19 protein-coding genes are annotated in these 19472 nt (G+C 71.3%); 11 read left to right on the top strand and 8 right to left on the bottom strand.

Translation table 11 applies throughout. The annotated features are described in order from the left end of the window. Positions 1–69: 69 nt before the first annotated feature. Entirely contained in the window at positions 70–561 is a 492-nt protein-coding gene (locus ACFVGS_RS03895; protein WP_384408496.1) for an inorganic diphosphatase, read from the bottom strand. Between the two features lie 105 nt (positions 562–666). On the opposite strand from ACFVGS_RS03895, the gene dacB reads away from it, so the two are divergent. The 6 genes from dacB to folE all read left to right on the top strand — a co-directional run bounded on the left by dacB (position 667) and on the right by folE (position 8196). Beyond that, positions 667–2199, top strand: coding sequence for a D-alanyl-D-alanine carboxypeptidase/D-alanyl-D-alanine-endopeptidase (gene dacB / locus ACFVGS_RS03890; RefSeq protein ID WP_385690087.1), 1533 nt, complete (start codon positions 667–669; stop codon positions 2197–2199). A gap of 83 nt (positions 2200–2282) precedes the next feature. After that, the gene (locus tag ACFVGS_RS03885) at positions 2283–3422 is read left to right on the top strand and encodes a zinc-dependent metalloprotease (protein ID WP_385690084.1); all 1140 of its coding nucleotides are present in this window, start codon (positions 2283–2285) and stop codon (positions 3420–3422) included. Positions 3423–3619: 197 nt separating this feature from the next. After that, on the top strand, positions 3620–4693 hold the full coding sequence (tilS, locus tag ACFVGS_RS03880) for a tRNA lysidine(34) synthetase TilS (RefSeq protein ID WP_385690081.1): 1074 nt from the start codon (positions 3620–3622) through the stop codon (positions 4691–4693). Positions 4694–4735: 42 nt separating this feature from the next. After that, the gene (hpt, locus tag ACFVGS_RS03875; protein WP_384408871.1) at positions 4736–5275 is read left to right on the top strand and encodes a hypoxanthine phosphoribosyltransferase; all 540 of its coding nucleotides are present in this window, start codon (positions 4736–4738) and stop codon (positions 5273–5275) included. A gap of 189 nt (positions 5276–5464) precedes the next feature. Beyond that, positions 5465–7489: an ATP-dependent zinc metalloprotease FtsH gene (ftsH, locus tag ACFVGS_RS03870; protein WP_385690078.1), complete on the top strand. Its 2025-nt coding sequence runs from the start codon at positions 5465–5467 to the stop codon at positions 7487–7489. A 101-nt stretch (positions 7490–7590) separates the two neighbouring features. Further along, entirely contained in the window at positions 7591–8196 is a 606-nt protein-coding gene (gene folE / locus ACFVGS_RS03865; RefSeq protein ID WP_385690075.1) for a GTP cyclohydrolase I FolE, read from the top strand. A 65-nt stretch (positions 8197–8261) separates the two neighbouring features. On the opposite strand, the gene ACFVGS_RS03860 is transcribed toward folE, so the two are convergent. The 6 genes from ACFVGS_RS03860 to ACFVGS_RS03835 all read right to left on the bottom strand — a co-directional run bounded on the left by ACFVGS_RS03860 (position 8262) and on the right by ACFVGS_RS03835 (position 13120). Then, entirely contained in the window at positions 8262–8747 is a 486-nt protein-coding gene (locus tag ACFVGS_RS03860) for a DUF3180 domain-containing protein (RefSeq protein ID WP_385690073.1), read from the bottom strand. A gap of 92 nt (positions 8748–8839) precedes the next feature. Beyond that, complete coding sequence (gene folK, locus ACFVGS_RS03855) at positions 8840–9439, bottom strand: 2-amino-4-hydroxy-6-hydroxymethyldihydropteridine diphosphokinase (protein WP_385690070.1); 600 nt, start codon at positions 9437–9439, stop codon at positions 8840–8842. Further along, the gene (folB, locus tag ACFVGS_RS03850) at positions 9436–9795 is read right to left on the bottom strand and encodes a dihydroneopterin aldolase (protein ID WP_384408479.1); all 360 of its coding nucleotides are present in this window, start codon (positions 9793–9795) and stop codon (positions 9436–9438) included. The genes folK and folB overlap by 4 nt, the downstream gene beginning before the upstream one ends. Before the next feature lie 121 nt (positions 9796–9916). Then, complete coding sequence (locus tag ACFVGS_RS03845) at positions 9917–10327, bottom strand: nuclear transport factor 2 family protein (RefSeq protein ID WP_385690608.1); 411 nt, start codon at positions 10325–10327, stop codon at positions 9917–9919. A gap of 62 nt (positions 10328–10389) precedes the next feature. Beyond that, positions 10390–11250 (bottom strand): dihydropteroate synthase, encoded by an 861-nt coding sequence (gene folP, locus ACFVGS_RS03840; RefSeq protein WP_384408477.1) that lies wholly within the window; start codon positions 11248–11250, stop codon positions 10390–10392. Positions 11251–11278: 28 nt separating this feature from the next. Continuing rightward, positions 11279–13120, bottom strand: a complete 1842-nt coding sequence (locus ACFVGS_RS03835) for a phosphatidylglycerol lysyltransferase domain-containing protein (RefSeq protein ID WP_384408476.1) — start codon at positions 13118–13120, stop codon at positions 11279–11281. A gap of 175 nt (positions 13121–13295) precedes the next feature. Here ACFVGS_RS03835 and ACFVGS_RS03830 point away from each other — a divergent pair, with 175 nt between their 5' ends. Beyond that, the gene (locus tag ACFVGS_RS03830; RefSeq protein ID WP_384408474.1) at positions 13296–14408 is read left to right on the top strand and encodes an alpha/beta hydrolase; all 1113 of its coding nucleotides are present in this window, start codon (positions 13296–13298) and stop codon (positions 14406–14408) included. Here the strand turns inward: ACFVGS_RS03830 and ACFVGS_RS03825 are convergent. After that, positions 14395–15456 carry an ABC transporter ATP-binding protein gene (locus ACFVGS_RS03825; protein WP_385690062.1) on the bottom strand — a complete coding sequence of 354 codons (1062 nt, stop codon included), beginning with the start codon at positions 15454–15456 and terminating at the stop codon, positions 14395–14397. The genes ACFVGS_RS03830 and ACFVGS_RS03825 overlap by 14 nt on opposite strands. A 174-nt stretch (positions 15457–15630) precedes the next feature. On the opposite strand from ACFVGS_RS03825, the gene ACFVGS_RS03820 reads away from it, so the two are divergent. The 4 genes from ACFVGS_RS03820 to ACFVGS_RS03805 all read left to right on the top strand — a co-directional run bounded on the left by ACFVGS_RS03820 (position 15631) and on the right by ACFVGS_RS03805 (position 19181). Further along, on the top strand, positions 15631–16326 hold the full coding sequence (locus ACFVGS_RS03820; RefSeq protein ID WP_385690059.1) for an ABC transporter permease: 696 nt from the start codon (positions 15631–15633) through the stop codon (positions 16324–16326). Between the two features lies 1 nt (position 16327). Further along, on the top strand, positions 16328–16999 hold the full coding sequence (locus ACFVGS_RS03815; protein WP_385690056.1) for an ABC transporter permease: 672 nt from the start codon (positions 16328–16330) through the stop codon (positions 16997–16999). Beyond that, a complete protein-coding gene (locus tag ACFVGS_RS03810) occupies positions 16996–17988 on the top strand; it encodes an ABC transporter substrate-binding protein (RefSeq protein WP_385690053.1) in 993 nt (330 codons plus the stop codon). Before ACFVGS_RS03815 ends, ACFVGS_RS03810 begins: the two co-directional genes overlap by 4 nt. 131 nt (positions 17989–18119) lie before the next feature. Further along, a complete protein-coding gene (locus tag ACFVGS_RS03805) occupies positions 18120–19181 on the top strand; it encodes a hypothetical protein (RefSeq protein WP_385690050.1) in 1062 nt (353 codons plus the stop codon). Positions 19182–19472: the final 291 nt, after the last annotated feature.

Genomic DNA, 19472 nt, shown 5'->3' with positions numbered 1-19472 from the left:
CGGCGCACCTCAGCAGGTGCACCGCCCTCGCACAAGACCGGATCAAGCCGATCCCGGGATCAAGCCGCCTCAGTGGCCGCCCGACTCCTTGAAGCGCTTGTACGACTTCTCGATCTCGGCCTCGGCCTCGGCGCGGCCGACCCAGTCGGCGCCCTCGACGGACTTGCCCGGCTCGAGGTCCTTGTAGACCTCGAAGAAGTGCTGGATCTCGAGGCGGTCGAACTCCGGCACGTGGTGGATGTCGCGCAGGTGCTCCATGCGCGGGTCCGTCGCCGGGACGCACAGCAGCTTGTCGTCGCCGCCGGCCTCGTCCGTCATGCGGAACATGCCGATGGCGCGGCACTTGATCAGGCAGCCCGGGAACGTCGGCTCGTCGAGGATGACGAGCGCGTCCAGCGGGTCGCCGTCCTCACCGAGGGTGTTCTCGACGAAGCCGTAGTCCGTCGGGTAGGCGGTCGAGGTGAAGAGGCGGCGGTCCAGGCGGATCCGACCGGTCTCGTGGTCGACCTCGTACTTGTTCCGCGACCCCTTGGGGATCTCGATGGTGACGTCGAACTCCACGGGTGGATCTCCTCCTGAATCAACACATGTCAATGCTCGCGACGACGCGCGGTGGTTAAGTGTCTCTCACGCACGCTCTTGATCGCGAAAGGGGCTGGTCATCACATGCCGGAGCCGAGAACCTGGCAGCTCGCGGCGGGCTCCGCCGTGCTCGGTCTCGCCCTGGCCGCCGGCGCCGCCGGCGCGGCCGGCCCGTGGGACTCCGGCCAGCGTAAGGCCGAGCGGGCCCGGGCGGTCCTCGCCGACGACCGAGGTGGCGCACATCACGCCGGCCCGCCCGCCGCCCCGCGCCGCCCCGCCCCCGCACCCAGCGCCCCCGGCGTGCTGCGCGCCCTCGACGCCGGCACCCGGCCCGCCGCCCCCGGCACCACGAAGCAGACCACCCGGACGGGCGACCTCGCCGCCGTCCTCGTCCCCCTCCTCGCCGACCCCGGCCTCGGACCCCTGCGCACCGCCTCCGTCGTCGACACCACCACTGGCCGCCAGCTGTACGGCGAAGGCGCCGCCACCCCGATGACCCCGGCGTCCACCGTCAAGATCGCCACCGCGGCCGCCGCGCTCTCCGCCCTCGGCCCCGACCACCGGATCGCCACCACGACCGTCGCCGCACCCGACGGCCGCACCGTCACCCTCGTCGGCGGCGGCGACCCCACCCTCGACCGCACCCGGCTGAAGGCCCTCGCCGACGCCACCGCCCGCGCCCTCAAGGCCCGCGGCACCACCACGCCCGTCCGCCTCACCTACGACACGAGCCTCTACACGGGACCCACGCTCCACCCGATCGGCCCCAACGAGAACCTCGCCCCCGTCACCGCCCTCATGACCGACGAAGGCCGCCTCGACGGCAGCCGCAGCGGCCCCGCACCCCGCACCGCCGACCCCGCCGGCGCCACCGCCACCGCCTTCGCCGACCTGCTGCGCAAGGCCGGCGTCACCGTCCAGGGCACTCCCGCCCCCGGCAAGGCCCCCAAGCCCCCCAAGGCCGCAGGCGCCACCGGCACCGCCGACGACAAGACCGAAGGCCACGACCAGGCAACCGGCGAAGACAGGGCCACCGCCGCCGGACCCAAGACCGCCGCGCCCCTCGCCCGCACCGAATCCGCGCCCCTCGCCGACCTCGTCGAACGCACCCTCACCCACAGCGACAACGACCTCGCCGAAGCCCTCGCCCGCCAGACCGCCCTCGCCCGCAGACAGCCCGCCAGCTTCGCCGGCGCCGGCAAGGCCGTCCACGACGAACTCGCCCGGCTCCGCCTCCCGCTCGCCGGAGCCCGCTTCGCCGACGGCAGCGGACTCGACCGCGACGACCGCGTCTCCGCCGCCCTGCTCACCGGCATCCTCACCCGAGCGGCCGACCCCGCCCGCCCCGCCCTGCGCCCCGTCCTCACCGGACTCCCCGTCGGCGGCTTCAGCGGCACCCTCGCCGGACGCTTCGACACCGGCCCCGCCGTCTCCGGCGCCGGCCTCGTCCGCGCCAAGACCGGCACCCTCACCGGCGTCAACACCCTCGCCGGCACCGTCGTCACCGCCGACGGCCGACTCCTCGCCTTCGCCTTCCTCGCCGGCCGCACCACCTCCCCCTACACCGCCCAGCCCGCCCTCGACCGGCTTTCCGCCGCCCTCGCCCCACCCCGCTGACCCGCACCGACCACCCCCGCACCACCCACGCCGAACACGCCCGAACCCTCACCAGACGGGCGCCGAGAACGTACGGTTGACGCATGACGAGCATCGGTGGTGCAGGCACATCGGGGATGGTCGACTGGAATCTCGCCGTCGCGACGGCGACCCGCCTGGTACGCCCGGGCCCCGAGGTGAGCCGCGAGGAGGCCCGCGACGTCGTCGCCGAACTCCGCCGCCACGCCCGGGCCGCCGAAGAACACGTCCGCGGCTACACCCGCATGATCCCCGAGGGCCACACACCCGACGACACACCCGTCCTCGTCGTCGACCGGACCGGCTGGATCAAGGCCAACGTCGCCGGCTTCCGCGAACTGCTCTCCCCGCTCCTCGACAAGATGAAGGAACGCCGCTCCACCAGCCCCGGCGGCACCGTCCTCAGCGCCGTCGGCGGCAAGGTCACCGGCGTCGAGCTCGGCATGCTGCTCTCCTTCCTGGCCTCCCGCATCCTCGGCCAGTACGAGACCTTCGCCCCCGCCACCCGCGAACTCCCCGCCGGCACCGACGGCGGCGGCCGCCTCCTCCTCGTCGCCCCCAACATCGTCCACGTCGAGCGCGAGCTCGACGTCGACCCCCACGACTTCCGGCTCTGGGTCTGCCTCCACGAAGAGACCCACCGCACCCAGTTCACCGGCGTCCCCTGGCTCCGCGACCACCTCCAGGGCGAGATCCAGTCATTCCTCGCCGCCACCGACGTCGACCCCGGCACCGTCGTCGAACGCCTCCGCGAAGCCGCCCAGGCCCTCGCCGGCGGCCGCCCCGAAGGCGAACGCGGCGAACCCACGCCCTCCCTCGTCGAACTCGTCCAGACCCCCGAACAACGCGAGATCCTCGGCCGCCTCACCGCCGTCATGTCCCTGCTCGAAGGCCACGCCGACTACGTCATGGACGGCGTCGGACCCGACGTCGTCCCCTCCGTCACCGAGATCCGCGAGAAGTTCCAGCAACGCCGCGCCCGCGGCGCCTCCCGCCTCGACCTCGCCCTGCGCAAGCTCCTCGGCCTCGACGCCAAACTCCGCCAGTACCGCGACGGCGAACGCTTCGTCCGCGCCGTCGTCGACCAGGTCGGCATGGACGGCTTCAACCGCGTGTGGACCTCGCCCAACACGCTCCCCACCAAAACAGAGATCGCCAGCCCCGCCGACTGGGTCGCGAGGGTGCACCGTAAGGCAGACTCATGAGACAGGTGCGTCCGATGGCGGAACAACACCCCACCAATCACCCATCCGAGGGACCCTAGACGGCGGGTAAGGCGTGCAATGCTCGGCTCACGGCCAGGTTCTGTCACCATCGACGCACTCTGAGTGACCGAACCCCCACTTCCGACCGTTAAGACTCCGACCGAGGCACTGCACTCTCTCCACGAAGGGCACCGGACATGGGTCCCCATCCTGCGGTCGCGGCGATACGCCTGGCGGTCCGCCGCGTACTCCACGACGTCCTCACCGAGCACACCACCGCACACTCCGCCCCGCACCACGACACACCGGCCGGCACCCAGCCCACCGGCCCCACCCCGGACCGGCCCACCCCACCAGGCTCCCCCCTGGTCCTCGTCGCCTGCTCCGGCGGAGCCGACTCCATGGCACTCGCCTCCGCGCTCGCCTTCGAAGCCCGCAAACTCGACCTCCGCGCCGGCGGCATCACCGTCGACCACGGCCTCCAGGCAGGCTCCGACCAGCGCGCCCACGAAGTCGCCGACCGCATGACCGCCCTCGGCCTCGACCCCGTCGAAGCCGTCGCCGTCACCGTCGGCCGCGACGGAGGACCCGAAGCCGCCGCCCGCGACGCCCGCTACGCCGCCCTCGACGCCGCCGCACAACGCCACGGAGCCACCGCCGTCCTGCTCGGACACACCCGCGACGACCAAGCCGAAACCGTCCTCCTCGGCCTCGCCCGCGGCTCCGGCATCCGCTCCCTGTCCGGCATGGCCGCCGTCTCCGGCACCGCCCGCCGCTACCGCCGCCCCTTCCTGGACCTCGACCGCCAGACCGTACGCAAGGCCTGCATCGCCCAGGAACTCGCCGTCTGGGACGACCCCCACAACAGCGACCCCGCCTACACCCGCTCCCGCCTCCGCCACGAAGGCCTCCCCGCCCTCGAAAAGGCCCTCGGCAAGGGAGTCGTCGAAGCGCTCGCCCGAACGGCCCAGCTCTCCCGCGACGACGCCGACGCCCTCGACTCCTGGGCCGCCGACGCCGAAGCCTCCGTACGCGACGAGTCCGGCCGCCTCGAATGCGCCAAACTCTTCGGCCTGCCGCCCGCCGTCCGCCGCCGCGTCCTGCGCCGCGCCGTGATCGCCGAAGGCGCACCCGCCGGCTCCCTCTTCGCCCGCCACATCGAGGAAATCGACCGGCTCATCACCGGATGGCGCGGCCAAGGGGCCATCAACCTGCCCGGCCGCGTCGAGGCACTGCGGCAGGGTGGCAGACTGGTCATTCGGCAAGGCTGACGCAAGGCTGCAACGAAAGTGACGCGGGTGAACGAGAAGGACATGGGCGGCGACCTCAAGTCGGTGCTCATCACCAAGGAAGAGATCGACGCGAAGCTGGCCGAGCTGGCCGCGAAGATCGACACGGAGTACGCGGGCAAGGACCTGCTCATCGTCGGCGTCCTCAAAGGCGCCGTGATGGTGATGGCGGACCTGGCACGCGCCCTGTCCACCCCCGTCACCATGGACTGGATGGCCGTCTCCTCCTACGGCGCCGGCACCCAGTCCTCCGGAGTCGTCCGGATCCTCAAGGACCTCGACACCGACATCAAGGGCAAGCACGTCCTCATCGTCGAGGACATCATCGACTCGGGCCTGACCCTGTCCTGGCTCCTGTCCAACCTCGGCTCCCGCGAACCGGCCTCCCTGGAGGTCTGCACCCTCCTGCGCAAGCCGGACGCCGCCAAGGTCGCGATCGACGTCAAATGGATCGGCTTCGACATCCCGAACGAGTTCGTCGTCGGATACGGCCTCGACTACGCCGAGAAGTACCGCAATCTCCCGTTCGTCGGCACCCTCGCCCCCCACGTCTACGGCGGCTGAGGGACCACGACCCACGGGAACCCGCACCGTCTTCCCTCCGTTGAACCAAGGGAAGACGGTCGCGGGTGACAATGCTGGGGTACCGTCCGAAGAACAGCTTTTTCATACCGCAGCTCCAAACAACCGCAGCTACTCAGCAGCATTCACCTACGGGCAGGAGGGACGGGGCGCCGAGCGCGCCCCGTATGGATGGACGTGAAGCGATACTTCCGCGGGCCGGTCATGTGGATCGTGCTGGCCGTCCTCGCCGTGGTCGTGCTGATGCAGGTCGTCGGCTCGTCCGAGGGCTACAAGACGGTGGACACCGGCAAGGTCGTCCAGGCGATCGACAAGAACCAGGTCAAATCCGCAAGGCTCACCACCGGTGACGAGCAGAACATCAAGATCACGCTCGTCGACGGCCAGAAGATCGACAAGAGCAGCAAGGTCCAGGCCCCGTACATCGGCACCCAGGGCGCCGACCTGGCCGACAAGCTCCAGGAGAAGTTCGAGGCCGGGCAGATCAAGGACGGCTACACCGTCTCCCCGGAGAAGCAGTCCCCGTTCGTCTCGGTCCTGTTCTCCCTGCTGCCCTTCGTCCTCATCGTGGTCGTCTTCCTCTTCCTGATGAACCAGATGCAGGGCGGCGGCTCCCGCGTCATGAACTTCGGGAAGTCCAAGGCCAAGCTCATCACCAAGGACACGCCCAAGACGACCTTCGCGGACGTCGCGGGCTCCGACGAGGCGGTCGAGGAACTCCACGAGATCAAGGAATTCCTCCAGGAACCCGCCAAGTTCCAGGCCGTCGGCGCCAAGATCCCCAAGGGCGTGCTGCTCTACGGCCCGCCCGGAACCGGCAAGACCCTCCTCGCGCGCGCCGTCGCCGGCGAAGCGGGCGTGCCGTTCTACTCGATCTCCGGCTCCGACTTCGTCGAGATGTTCGTCGGCGTCGGCGCCAGCCGCGTCCGCGACCTCTTCGAACAGGCCAAGGCCAACGCCCCGGCCATCGTCTTCGTCGACGAGATCGACGCGGTCGGCCGCCACCGCGGCGCCGGCCTCGGCGGCGGACACGACGAACGCGAGCAGACCCTCAACCAGCTGCTCGTCGAGATGGACGGCTTCGACGTCAAGGGCGGCGTCATCCTCATCGCCGCCACCAACCGCCCCGACATCCTCGACCCGGCCCTCCTGCGCCCCGGCCGCTTCGACCGGCAGATCGCCGTCGACCGCCCCGACATGCAGGGCCGACTCGAGATCCTCAAGGTCCACCAGAAGGGCAAGCCGGTCGCCCCGGACGTCGACCTCGGCGCCGTCGCCCGCCGCACCCCCGGCTTCACCGGTGCCGATCTCTCCAACGTCCTGAACGAGGCGGCCCTCCTGACCGCCCGCTCGGACAAGAAGCTGATCGACAACAAGGCCCTCGACGAGGCGATCGACCGCGTGGTCGCCGGCCCGCAGAAGCGGACCCGCATCATGTCGGACAAGGAGAAGAAGATCACCGCGTACCACGAGGGCGGTCACGCCCTGGTCGCGGCGGCCTCGCCGAACTCCGACCCGGTCCACAAGATCACCATCCTGTCCCGCGGCCGGGCCCTGGGCTACACCATGGTCCTGCCCGACGAGGACAAGTACTCGACCACGCGCAACGAGATGCTCGACCAGCTCGCCTACATGCTGGGCGGGCGCGCCGCCGAGGAACTGGTCTTCCACGACCCGACCACCGGCGCCGCGAACGACATCGAGAAGGCCACCGCCACCGCCCGCGCGATGGTCACCCAGTACGGCATGACCGAGCGGCTCGGCGCCATCAAGTTCGGCGGCGACAACACCGAGCCCTTCCTCGGCCGTGAGATGGCGCACCAGCGCGACTACTCGGAAGAGGTCGCCGCGCTGGTCGACGAAGAGGTCAAGAAGCTCATCGAGACCGCGCACAACGAGGCGTGGGAGATCCTCGTCGAGAACCGCGACGTCCTCGACAACCTCGTCCTGGCCCTCCTCGAGAAGGAGACCCTGGGCAAGGAGGAGATCGCCGAGATCTTCGCCCCCATCGTCAAGCGCCCGGCCCGCCCGGCCTGGACCGGCTCGGCCCGCCGCACGCCGTCCACCCGCCCGCCGGTCCTCTCCCCGAAGGAGCTGGCCCTGACCAACAGCGCCAACGGCTCCTCGGCGGCGACCACCCCGGTCGACACCACCAAGGCGATCGACATCGCCCCGGAGGACACCCCGGAGCCGTAACGGCTCCGCAGGCCCGGAATGGAAGCCGCGCCCCCACAGGTTCTAGCCTGTGGGGGCGCGGCTCTTTTCGCGCCATGTCAGACAGACGGAACGAGGCACAGATGACCGACCCGGTGACGCTGGACGGCGAGGGCACGATCGGCGAGTTCGACGAGAAGCGCGCCGAGAACGCCGTACGGGAGCTGCTGATCGCGGTCGGAGAGGACCCGGACCGCGAGGGGCTGCGGGAGACGCCGGCGCGGGTGGCGCGGGCGTACAAGGAGCTGTTTGCGGGGCTGTGGCAGACGCCGGAGGAGGTCCTGACGACGACGTTCGACCTCGGGCACGACGAAATGGTGCTCGTGAAAGATATCGAACTGGTGTCGCAATGTGAACATCATTTGCTGCCATTCCATGGCGTAGCGCACATTGGCTATATTCCGGCTGAATCGGGCAAAATTACCGGCCTGTCGAAACTGGCCCGCCTTGTCGACGTCTTCGCTCGCCGCCCTCAGGTGCAGGAGCGCCTGACGACCCAGATCGCCGATTCGCTGATGAGGATCCTCGACGCGCGCGGCGCGATCGTCGTGATCGAGGCCGAGCACATGTGCATGGCGCTGCGTGGCGTCCGTAAGCCGGGTGCGAAGACGACGACCTCGGCGGTACGTGGCCAGCTTCGTGACGCCACTACACGAGCCGAGGCCATGTCCCTGATACTGGCCCGTTAGCGGCGGTCTGTCCGCCTTGCTCCATACCGCCCTCGGTCAGCGAACGTGATCGCTGACCGAGGGGGTCAGGCCCGGGCCTTGCCCGGGCCGTTGTTGTCCTCGTCTTCCGGGAGTTTGCAGACGTGCTCCAGGAAGAGGGCGGCCGCGATGACGGCGATGCCGGCCAGGACCGCGAAGGCGGCGTAGATGGCCTGGTCGCGGCGGGCCGGGATGTCGAGGGAGTCGAGGAGGACGACGCCCGTGCCGCCGTACATGCCGGCGACCAGGGCGGCGACGAGGGCGCTGGCCTGGCCGAAGACGACGGCGCGGGCGGCCATCAGGGGTTCGACGCCCTTGGCGTCGGGGCGGCGCTCGCGCTGGGCCTTGAGGCGGGCGCGCAGCGAGAGGGCCGTGGCGAAGAGGACGGCCGCGATGGCCGCGAGGACGATGGGGGCGGCGAGCGGCACGCTGGGCAGCGTGCCGACCGAGTTCCACAGGCGGGCGGCGCCCCAGGAGAGGATTCCGGCGGCGAGGAACAGTCCGGCGAGCACCTTGAGCCGCAGTTGTTTCACCGGGAGTCGTCCTTCGTGTGTGCCGGGCGGGTGGGGCGGGTGCCTGGTCCGTCGGGTGTTTCAGAGTGTGGTGTCTCTGAGGAGCCTAACGACTACTCCGGGAGTCGGAGTTCCAGGTCGCTCCGTGCCGCGACGCCCTCGTGGCCGAGTGCGGTGAGGAGGTCGGCGACGGGGCCGTGGCCGGGGATGAGGGCCTCGGGGTCGACGTCGTGCCAGGGGGCGAGGACGAAGGCGCGCTGGTGGGCGCGGGGGTGCGGGAGGGTGAGGACCGGGTCGTCGGAGACGACGTCGGCGTACGTGATGATGTCGACGTCGAGGGTGCGGGAGCCCCAGCGCTCCTCGCGGACGCGGTGGAAGGCCTCTTCGACGGCGTGGGCCCGTTCCAGGAGGGAGCGGGAGTCCAGGGTGGTCTTCACGAGGACGACGGCGTTGAGGTACGAGGGCTGGGTGCCGGGGTCGACGCCCCAGGGCTCGGTCTCGTAGACGGGGGAGACGGCCTTGACGCGTACGCCGGGGGTGTCCTCGAGGGCGTCCACGGCGCCCTGGAGGGTCTCCAGGCGGTTGCCGAGGTTGGCGCCGAGGGCGATGACGGCCCATTTGGGGTTGGAGAGGGTGTGGTCGGCGGCGTCGACGGCGGCGGTGACGGCCGCGGGGACGGGCTGCACGGTGGGGTCGCTGTGCGGGGGCTTCATGCGCGGCTCCGGGTGATGGTGATGGTGACGTCGTCGAAGGGGACGGTGATCGGTGCGTCCGGCTTGTGGACGACGACCTCGACCTCCTGGACGCCGGCGTGCTTGAGGCACTGCTGGGCGATGCGTTCGGCGAGCGTCTCGATGAGGTCCACGGGTTCGCCCTGGACGACGTCGACGACCTCTTCGGCGACGACGCCGTAGTGGACGGTCTTCGTCAGGTCGTCGTCGGCGGCCGCGGCGCGGGTGTCGATGCCGAGGGTGAGGTCGACGATGAAGGTCTGCCCCTCCTCGCGCTCCTTGGGGAAGACGCCGTGGTGTCCTCGGGCCTTGAGGCCGCGCAGCGCGACACGATCCACGCGAATCACTCCTGCTGTCGTAGTTCCGGTGGCCACGCAGCCGGGTGCGGACGGCCGGGTGTCCACCACCGAATCTACCCGCGGGCACTGACAGCGGGACGACGGGCTCCTGAACGGCCGCTCAGTCGGTGGGTCGGTCGGTGGGGTCGTCGCCGTCGTCGGCGTCGGTCTCGGGGATCACGGGGGAGCCGTGGTGGGACCACACCTTCCACCCTGCCGACGTGCGGCGGAACACGTTGGTGGCGACGACGAGCTGTCCTACGAGGGGGCCGAGCTCGGCGCCGTCCTCGGCGGGTCCGCCGCTGAGGATGTTCTCGGTGCACGTGACGACCGCCACGTCGGCGGCGAGGGAGATCTCGACGTCGGTGAGGAAGAACTGGATGTAGTCGGTGTTGGCCATGATGAGCGCGTAGGAGCGCAGGACGTCGCCGCGGCCGGTGAGGACGGGCCAGCCGGGGTGGACGCAGGAGATCTCGGTGGCGCCGTCGTCGAGCCAGAGGTCGGTGATGGTGTCGAAGTCGCCTTGTTCCATCGCTTCGTAGAAGGCGGTGTTGGCGGCTTCGACGGCGGCTCGGTCGGCTTCGCGGGTGCGGGTCACCGGGCTCCTTCGACGGCTCTGGCGACGCGTACGGCGTCGGCGGTGGCGCGGACCTCGTGGACGCGGACGGCCCAGGCGCCTTCGTGGGCGGCGATGGCGGAGACGGCGGCGGTGGCGGCGTCGCGTTCGCGGGCGGGTGGCGGGGCGGCGCCGTCGTGGGCGAGTACGTGGCCGAGGAAGCGCTTGCGGGAGGCGGCGACGAGGAGGGGGCGGCCGAAGGTGCGCAGGTCGGCGAGGTGGGCGACGAGGGCGAGGTCGTGGGGGGCGAGTTTGGCGAAGCCGAGGCCGGGGTCGACGACGATGCGTTCGGGGGCGATGCCGCCGTCGATGACGGCTTCCATGCGGGTGCGGAGTTCGGTGACGACTTCGGTGACGACGTCGTCGTAGACGGCGAGGCTGTTCATGTTGTCGCTGAAGCCGCGCCAGTGCATGACGACGAAGGGGACTTCGGCGGCGGCGACGGCGGGGACCATGTCGGGGTCGGCGAGGCCGCCGCTGACGTCGTTGACGAGGGTGGCGCCGGCGGCGACGGCGCGGGCGGCGACGGTGGCGCGCATGGTGTCGACGGAGACGGTGACGCCTTCGGCGGCGAGGCCGCGGACGACGGGGATGACGCGGCGGAGTTCTTCGTCCTCGTCGACGCGGCTGGCGCCGGGGCGGGTGGATTCGCCGCCGACGTCGATGAGGTCGGCGCCTTCGGCGACGAGGTCGAGGCCGTGTTTGACGGCGGCCGTGGTGTCGAACCAGCGGCCGCCGTCGGAGAAGGAGTCGGGGGTCACGTTGACCACGCCCATGACCGCGCAGCGGTCCCACTCCGGCAGGCCGAGTGCCGTGCCCCGGTCGATCGTCGTACTCATGCGTCCAGCGTAGGGCCCGGGGGCGGGTTCAGGCCGCGCGGATCTCGTGCTCGGCCTTGCTGGGGACGATGTGGGCGCAGGGGCGGGGTGCGGGGGTGTGGGAGCGGCGGCGGAGGGGCCGGGGGAGGGTGACGTTCACGAAGCCTTCGGCCTGCATGGCGGCGAAGCCGATGCGGGGGAGGTCGCGGCTTTTGCGGTAGACGACGAAGCGGGGTTCCCAGCGGGGCTGGAACTTGGCGTTGAACTTGTAGAGGGATTCGATCTGGAACCAGCGGGAGAGGAAGACGAGGAGTCCGCGCCAGAGGCGGAGGACGGGGCCGGCGCCGATCTTCTCGCCGCGGGCGAGGGCGGCGCGGAACATGGCGAAGTTGAGGGAGACGCGCTGGATGCCGAGGCGGGGGGAGTTCTGGAGGGCGGCGACGATGAGGAGCTCGTTCATGCCGGGGTCGGCGCTGCGGTCGCGGCGCATGAGTTCGAGGGACATGCCGTCGGGGCCCCAGGGGACGAAGTGGATGATCGCCTTCAGGTCGCCGTAGGGGGAGTCGGCGTTCTCGGGGTCTTCTTTGTGGGCGGTGGCTATGACCGCCTCGCCGTCGCCGGGGTCGCCGATGCGGCCGAGGGCCATGGAGAAGCCGCGTTCGGTGTCGGTGCCGCGCCAGTCTTCGGCGGCGCGGCGGATGCGGGCGAGTTCGCCGTCGCTGAGGTCGGCGACGCGGCGGACCTTGGTGGTGTAGCCGTTGCGTTCGATGCGCTTGACCATCTGGCGGACGTTGCGCATGGCGCGGCCGGAGAGGGAGAAGTCGGCGACGTCGACGACGGCCTCGTCGCCGAGTTCGAGGGCGTCGAGTCCGGTTTCGCGGGTCCAGACCTGGCCGCCGGTCTCGGAGCAGCCCATGACGGCGGGGGTCCAGGAGTGGGCCTTGGCTTCGTCCATGAAGCGTTCGATGGCGCCGGGCCAGGCTTCGACGTCGCCGATGGGGTCGCCGCTGGCGAGCATGACGCCGGAGACGACGCGGTAGCAGACGGCGGCCTTGCCGCTGGGGGAGAAGACGACGCCCTTGTCGCGGCGGAGGGCGAAGTGGCCGAGGGAGTCGCGGGCGCCGTGCTTGTCGAGGAGGGCGCGGAGCTTGGCCTCGTCGTCCTCGGTGAGCCGGGCGGCGGGGTGTTCGGGGCGGAAGGCCAGGTAGATGGTGGTGAGGGCGGTCAGCATGCCGAGGGCGCCGAGGGAGTAGCCGACGGTCCAGTCGACGTTGCCGGTGTAGGCGACGGGGCCTTCGACGCCGAACAGGCCGTAGAGGACGTGTTCGAGGCGGTCGGTGAGGCTGGGGCTGCCGACGACGCGGCGCGGGTGGGCGCTGACGATGACGAGGCCGAGGGCGATGGAGCCGGCGCCCATGAGGACGAAGTTGGCGAGGGCGCGCCAGCGGCTGCGCGGGTCGGGGAGGGCGGCGAACTGGTCGCGGTGGCGGAGGAGGAGGGCGAGCAGCGCGAGGGAGAGCAGGGCGCCGGCGAGTGAGTGGCGCCAGACGAACTGGGCGACGGCGCCGAGGGGCAGCAGGACGACGGCGGCGCGCCAGGCGCGGCGCTTGTTGCGCTTGAGGCCGTGGGCGAGGAGCAGGAGCAGGACGCCGGCGCTGAGGGAGAGGGCCGCGGAGAGCGGCCCGAGGGTGCCGGGGAGGACCTCGGCGACGGCGTGCATGCGGCTGGCGCGGAACCGCGGGAAGACTCCCGCGGCGATGTCGATCAGGCCGATCAGGGTGCAGGCCGTACCGACGAGTGCCGGGACCTTCTCCGGTCGGGGGCCGCGAAGAATCCGGCGTACCCGATCCGGAACCGATCCGGATTTGTCCCCATCTACCGTGACAGACATCGCTTCCCGTGCTTCCCGTGGTTTCGCGAGAGATCGTTGGTCCTCCGGTCGGCCGCGCTGGTCGGGCGGGCCGTTCCGGGGGTTTGCGCCTTCTAGGACGGAGCGGCGATGGGGCGGGTTCACTCGCCGTCAGGGAAATCTCAGGGAAAATTCAGGAAGAAAGCTCGGACGTCTCATGGGTCTCACCAGCAACAAGGTTCTCGCGCTGGCGGTCGTGCTGGCCGTGGTGCTGTTCGTCGCCACGGTCTGGTTCTGGCCGCGGCTCGCGCGCGGTGGCTGGAAGTCCGTCCTGGGGCGGATCGGGCTGCTGCTCGCCACCCAGGTGGCCCTGTTCGCCTCGGTGGGTCTGGCCGCGAACAACTCGTTCCTGTTCTACGGCTCGTGGGCGGACCTCTTCGGGCAGGAGCAGGACATGGGCGTGGTCGTGGACCACTCGGCCGGCTCCAAGGACGTGAAGGTCGTCGGCACGCAGGCGATGGACGTGCCGGGCGGCGGGCGTCCGTCGGTCGGCGGGCAGATACAGAAGGTCGTCATAGCGGGCGAGAAGTCGAAGATCGACTCGCCGGCGTACGTGTACCTGCCGCCGGAGTACTTCCAGGACCGGTACGCGAAGTCGACGTTCCCGGCCTCGGTGGTGCTGACCGGTTACCCGGGCACGGCCGAGAACCTGCTGAAGGGCCTGAAGTACCCGAAGACGGCCTATCAGCAGGCCAAGGACGGGAAGATGCGGCCGATGATCCTGGTGATGCTGCGGCCGACCGTGGCGCCGCCGCGGGACACCGAGTGCGTGGACGTGCCGGGCGGTCCGCAGACCGAGACCTTCTTCGCGGAGGACCTGCCGAAGGCGATCTCCGAGACCTACCGGGTCGGGACGAAGGCGCGGAACTGGGGCTTCATGGGGAACTCGACCGGCGGCTACTGCGCGCTGAAGATCGCGCTGCACCACCCGGACCGGTTCGCGGCGGGTGCGGGTTTCTCCGCGTACTACAAGGCGGCCGAGGACGTGACGACCGGTGACCTGTTCCACGGTGACGGGGCGGCGCGCAACCGGGCCGACCTGTTGTGGAGCCTGGACCACGTGCAGCAGGGGAACTCGTCGTTCCTGGTGACGTCGTCGCGGCAGGGCGAGGGGAACCTCAAGGGGACGCAGGAGTTCATCAGGAAGGTGAAGGCCCCGGCGAAGGTCTCCTCGATCATGCTCGACAGCGGCGGCCACAACTTCAACACGTGGAACCGGGAGATCCCGCCGGGTCTGGTGTGGATGAGCGAGCGGCTCAGCGCGAGCTGACGTCCGCCGCGGCGGTACGGCGCAGGGCGCGGTGGACGCCCGCCGTGGTGAGCGAGCCGAGCACCCGGCCGGGCTCGTCGGGGGCGTGCACGGCGATGTGTCCGGCGTCGTGCTGGAGGAGGACGGCGAGGGCGTCCTTCAGGGAGGCGCCGAGCGGGACGGCGGGGGCGGGGGCCTCGCCGGGGACCTCGCCGGGGGCGGTGCCGGCGGTCTTTCCGCGGGCCTCACCGGGGGCGGCACCGCCGGCGGCGCCGGGGGCCGGGTCTCCGGCCGGCTTCTCCAGGTCGGCCTCGGTGACGGGGGTGACCGCGAGGCGCTTGAGGCCGCGGTCCGCGCCGACGAAGTCGGCGACGTACGGGGTGGCGGGCGCCGCGAGGACGGTGGCCGGGGTGTCGAACTGCTCGATGCGGCCCTGCCCGTAGACGGCGATGCGGTCGCCGAGCCGGATCGCCTCCTCCAGGTCGTGGGTGACGAGCAGCACCGTCTTCCGGACGGTGGCCTGGAGCCTGAGGAACTCGCTCTGCAGCCGCTCGCGCACCACCGGGTCGACCGCGCCGAACGGCTCGTCCATGAGCAGCACCGGCGGGTCGGCGGCGAGCGCCCGGGCCACGCCGACCCGCTGGCGCTGCCCGCCGGAGAGCTGCTCGGGATAGCGGTGGCCGTACGTGCCGGGGTCGAGGCCCACCAGGTCGAGGAGTTCGGCGGCGCGCTCGCGGGCCCTGGCCTTCTTCCAGCCGAGCAGGGCGGGGACGGTGGCCGTGTTGTCGAGGACGGTGCGGTGCGGGAAGAGGCCGACCTGCTGGATCACGTAGCCGATGGTGCGGCGCAGCCGGACCGGGTCGACGGTCGCGACGTCCTCGCCGCCGAGCAGGATCCGGCCGGCGGTCGGCTCGACGAGCCGGTTCACCATCTTCATGGTGGTGGTCTTGCCGCAGCCGGAGGGGCCGACGAGCGTGACCAGTTCGCCCTCGGCGACCTCGAAGGACAGTTCGTCGACGGCGGTCGTGCCGTCCGCGTACCGCTTGGTGACCTGCTCGAACCGGATCATGGTTCCCCATTCTGACCCTTCGCGGCCCGCATTGTGTGAAGGAAGTATTTCCACACTGTGGCGTTCGCCGGTGATTGTCAGTGGCCGGGGTTAGGGTCGCCACGCGGATGTCCGACCGGCGGCGTCCGGAAGGCCGGTGGACCGGCGAAGCGTGACGACGGGGGGTGTACGCACATGGCCGCGGCGAACTGTCTGGTGACGAACGACTGGATCTGCGGCGAGTATCTGCGCACCCGCTCCCAGGAGTTGACCGACGCCACCCTCCAGCATGTGGGAATCACCGTGGTGTCGGTGCTGATCGGTCTGGCCGTCGCCGTTCCGCTCGCCCTGCTCGTACGGGCCCGGCCGAGGCTCGCGGGCCCGGTCCTCGGGCTCACCACCCTGCTCTACACGATTCCCTCGCTGGCGATGTTCTCGCTGCTGCTGCCCTTCCTCGGACTGTCCTCGGCGCTCGTCGTGACCGGCCTCGTGCTGTACTCGCTGACGATCCTGGTCCGCGGTGTCCTGGCCGGCCTCGCGGCCGTGCCCGCCGAGACCCGGGAGGCCGCCAGAGGCATGGGCTACGGGGCGGGGCGGCTGCTCTGGCAGGTCGAACTCCCCCTCGCCCTGCCCCAGCTGATGGCCGGAATACGGATGGCGACCGTGTCGACGATCGCGCTCACCACGGTCGGCTCCATCGTCGGCCGCGGCGGCCTCGGCAATCTCATCGAGGACGCCCTGCCCACCTTCTTCAAGGCCCAGGTGCTCGCCGCCTCCGTGCTGTGCGTGCTGCTCGCGGTCGCCGCCGATCTGCTGCTCCTCGCGCTCCAGCGGCTCCTCACGCCCTGGACGCGGCGGGGCGCCGACCCGGCCCCGGCGGGAGGCGGCTGAGATGCGCGTAGTCGCGGACACCTGGAGCTGGCTCACCACCGGCGCCCACTGGTCGGGCGAGAGCGGGATCTGGCACCGGCTCGCCGAGCACCTGTACGTGAGCGGGACCGCCCTGCTCCTCGCCTGCGCCCTCGCCCTGCCCCTCGGCCTCTGGCTCGGCCACCTCGGCAGGGGCGGCACGGTCGCGGTCAACGTTTCCAACGCGGGCCGGGCCGTGCCCGTCTTCGCGGTGCTCGCGCTGTTCATGGTCTCGCCGCTGCGCAACGCCGGCTACGTGCCGACCGTCGTCGCGCTCGTCCTGTTCGCGATACCCCCGCTGCTCACCCACGCCTACGTGGGCGTGCGGGAGGTGGACCGTGCGGTCGTCGAGGCCGCCCGGGGCATGGGCATGTCCGGCGGCCAGCTCTTCCGCGGCGTCGAACTGCCGCTGGCCCGTCCCATGCTGATGACCGGTCTGCGCTCGGCGGCCGTGCAGGTGGTCGCGACCGCGACCATCGCCGCCATGGTCGGCCAGGGCGGCCTCGGCCGGATCATCACCGCCGGCTTCAACACGTACGACACACCGCAGGTGGTCGCGGGCGCCGTGCTCGTGGCCCTGCTCGCCCTCCTCGTGGAGGTGCTGCTCGTGGCAGCGGACCGGCTCGTCGGCCGCGCCGCACGACTGAAGGGATGATCTTTGTGACCAGGGCGTTGCGTGTCACGGGAGCGGCACTGGGCGCGGCTGTGCTGGCCGTCTCGCTCGCCGCGTGCGGTGGCGGAGACAGCCTGGAGAAGTCCAAGGAGGGCGGCGGCGACACCGGGAGCGGCGGAGGCGGCAAGGGGCGGCTCGTCGTCGGCGCCGCGGCCTTCACCGAGTCGAAGGTGCTCGCGGAGCTCTACGCCCAGGTGCTCGACGACGCCGGATACTCCGCGAGCGTCACCACCGTGAAGAATCGCGAGCTGTACGAACCTTCCCTGGAGAAGGGCGAGATCGACGTCGTACCGGAATACGCGGCGACGCTCGCGGAATTCCTCAACGCGAAGGTGAACGGGCCGAAGGCGCCCGAGGAGAAGCCGGTCGCCTCCGGAGACCCGGCCGCCACCACGGAAGCCCTGAAGAAGCTCGCCGAACCGCGCGGACTGAAGGTGCTGGCGTTCGGCGCGGCCGTCGACCAGAACGCCTTCGCCGTGAGCAAGGAATTCGCGGAGAAGAACAAGCTGAGCACGCTTTCCGATCTCGGCGCGGCCAAGCTGAAGGTGAAGATCGCGGCCGGCGACGAATGCGAGATCCGGCCCTTCTGCGCGCCCGGTCTGAAGAAGACGTACGGGATCGACGTGACCGGCGTCGACCCGCGGGGAGTCGGCACCCCGCAGGCCAAGCAGGCCGTCAAGGACGGCATCGACCAGCTGGTGCTCACCACCACGACGGACGCCACCGTCGAGTCCTTCGGACTGGTCTTCCTCCAGGACGACAAGAAGCTGCAGAACGCCGACAACGTGCTGCCCGTCGTCAATGCCAAGGACGCCGGTTCGCCGGAGATAGCCGCCGCCCTCGACAAGATCACCAAGGTGCTGACCACGGCGGATCTCGCCGAACTCAACCGCAAGGTGGACGCGGAGCGGGCGAAGCCCGAGGACGTCGCCAAGGCCTATCTGGAGTCGAAGGGGCTGCTCAAGAAGTAGGCACCGGGTAAGGGGAGTCGGCCGGGCCCGGCCGGGAATGGCGACGGGCCCGGCCGGCTACGGCGAGAACTCGCCAAGAGATTGCCGGGCCGACGCCCCATACGGCGCCTACGCACGGTAAATTTCAGGCCATGCCACGTGGACGTCACCGTCATTCCCCACCTCTGCACAAGCTCCTGCCGCCCTCCGCGGTCGCCGGGGCTTCGGTCGTCTGTGCCGCGGGCGCCTGGCTGTTCGGTGATCCCGTGGTCCTGCGGCTGCTCGTCGCGGCCGCCGCGGCGGCGGCGGTCACCGGCGCCGTCCTCATGCGCAGTTGGGACCGAGGCGCCGGCCGCCAGGTCGCCGAGCTGACCCGGGCCCGGGCCGCGGACCAGTGGAAGCACGAGGAGCGGGTCGCCGAACTGGAGTCCGACCTGGAGGAGTCGCGCGAGCTGCGCACCCGCCTCGACGCCAAGCTGCGCGCCAAGCGCGTCGAGCTGGCCGGCCTCCGCACCGAGCACGCCGACCTGCTGCGCCGGTACGCCACGGCCGAGACCGAGCGGGCCAGCGCGCTGGAGGGCCGCCGGGTGCTCGCCCTGGAGAGCTCCGCCGCCACCCAGGCCAAGGCCCTGCCCGCCGCCGGCTCCACGCCGACGCCGGAGGCCTACCGCCGGGCCGCCGAGGCCCTGCGGAAGCTGGCGTCCCGGTCCGAGCCGGACCCGGACCCGCAGACCACCCGGCAGCCGGAGGACGGGCCGGAGGCGACGGCGAGGACGGCTCCCGCACCGGAGACGAAGACGGCCCCCGCGCCGCAGCCGCAGGCCGAGACGGCCAGGAACGGCACGCAGGACGGCCACGACGCGCACGACGCCCACACCAAGGCGCCCGCGATGCGGCACGTCCCGGCCGCGGCCGCGATCGTCCCGTACGCCTCGCGCCGGCCGGCCCCGCGCCCGTCGGGCGGTTTCGACTACTTCGGCACGCAGGCAACGCACGGCGGTGCGCAGGCCGCGCTGGGCGCCAAGAAGGCCGCCGCCGCGATCGAGGCCGTGCAGGACACCGACCTGGCCGACGTCGTCGGCGAGGAGGTCCTGGCGGCCGCCGCCGCGCGGCCCGCGGACCGGCGGGCGATAGGCCAGGTCATCGACCTGACCGCGCACGACGAGACCGAGCAGCTCGACGTGGCGGAGCTGCGCGGAGCGGTCAACTCGTAACGAAGCCCTGCTGCCCCGAATGCACCGTCACCCCCGGCACCCCCTGCCACCAGAACGGCGAGCCCCTCGGCTACGCCCACGCCCGCCGCATCAAGGAAGCCAAGGAGGTCCAGCCGTGAGCACCATGGAACGCCTCATGCAGGAAGCCGTGCCCGTCCGCCCCGAACGCCCCGACGGCACCCACAGCCTGTGGACGCAGCAGGAGCAGGACCGGCACTGGAACGACCTGTGCGAGTCGATGGGTGTCCCCGGCCAGCAGCGGCCCGCCCGCCCCGCCGAGGCGGCCGCGTG

The organism is Streptomyces sp. NPDC127114 (assembly GCF_042677525.1).
In the GTDB taxonomy this organism is placed as follows: Bacteria; Actinomycetota; Actinomycetes; order Streptomycetales; family Streptomycetaceae; genus Streptomyces.
The sequence above is the reverse complement of the archived record's forward strand: the minus strand, read 5'-3'. Positions and strand labels throughout refer to the sequence as shown.

Coding starts and splice junctions, on each gene's coding strand:
- folE (WP_385690075.1), top strand. CDS start 7,591: ATGACCGACCCGGTGACGCTGGACGGCGAGGGCACGATCGGCGAGTTC.
- ftsH (WP_385690078.1), top strand. CDS start 5,465: ATGGACGTGAAGCGATACTTCCGCGGGCCGGTCATGTGGATCGTGCTG.
- folP (WP_384408477.1), bottom strand. CDS start 11,250: ATGAGTACGACGATCGACCGGGGCACGGCACTCGGCCTGCCGGAGTGG.
- ACFVGS_RS03885 (WP_385690084.1), top strand. CDS start 2,283: ATGACGAGCATCGGTGGTGCAGGCACATCGGGGATGGTCGACTGGAAT.
- dacB (WP_385690087.1), top strand. CDS start 667: ATGCCGGAGCCGAGAACCTGGCAGCTCGCGGCGGGCTCCGCCGTGCTC.
- ACFVGS_RS03810 (WP_385690053.1), top strand. CDS start 16,996: ATGATCTTTGTGACCAGGGCGTTGCGTGTCACGGGAGCGGCACTGGGC.
- ACFVGS_RS03830 (WP_384408474.1), top strand. CDS start 13,296: ATGGGTCTCACCAGCAACAAGGTTCTCGCGCTGGCGGTCGTGCTGGCC.
- ACFVGS_RS03845 (WP_385690608.1), bottom strand. CDS start 10,327: ATGGAACAAGGCGACTTCGACACCATCACCGACCTCTGGCTCGACGAC.
- ACFVGS_RS03820 (WP_385690059.1), top strand. CDS start 15,631: ATGGCCGCGGCGAACTGTCTGGTGACGAACGACTGGATCTGCGGCGAG.
- ACFVGS_RS03835 (WP_384408476.1), bottom strand. CDS start 13,120: ATGTCTGTCACGGTAGATGGGGACAAATCCGGATCGGTTCCGGATCGG.
- folK (WP_385690070.1), bottom strand. CDS start 9,439: ATGAAGCCCCCGCACAGCGACCCCACCGTGCAGCCCGTCCCCGCGGCC.
- ACFVGS_RS03805 (WP_385690050.1), top strand. CDS start 18,120: ATGCCACGTGGACGTCACCGTCATTCCCCACCTCTGCACAAGCTCCTG.
- tilS (WP_385690081.1), top strand. CDS start 3,620: ATGGGTCCCCATCCTGCGGTCGCGGCGATACGCCTGGCGGTCCGCCGC.
- hpt (WP_384408871.1), top strand. CDS start 4,736: ATGGGCGGCGACCTCAAGTCGGTGCTCATCACCAAGGAAGAGATCGAC.
- ACFVGS_RS03825 (WP_385690062.1), bottom strand. CDS start 15,456: ATGATCCGGTTCGAGCAGGTCACCAAGCGGTACGCGGACGGCACGACC.
- ACFVGS_RS03815 (WP_385690056.1), top strand. CDS start 16,328: ATGCGCGTAGTCGCGGACACCTGGAGCTGGCTCACCACCGGCGCCCAC.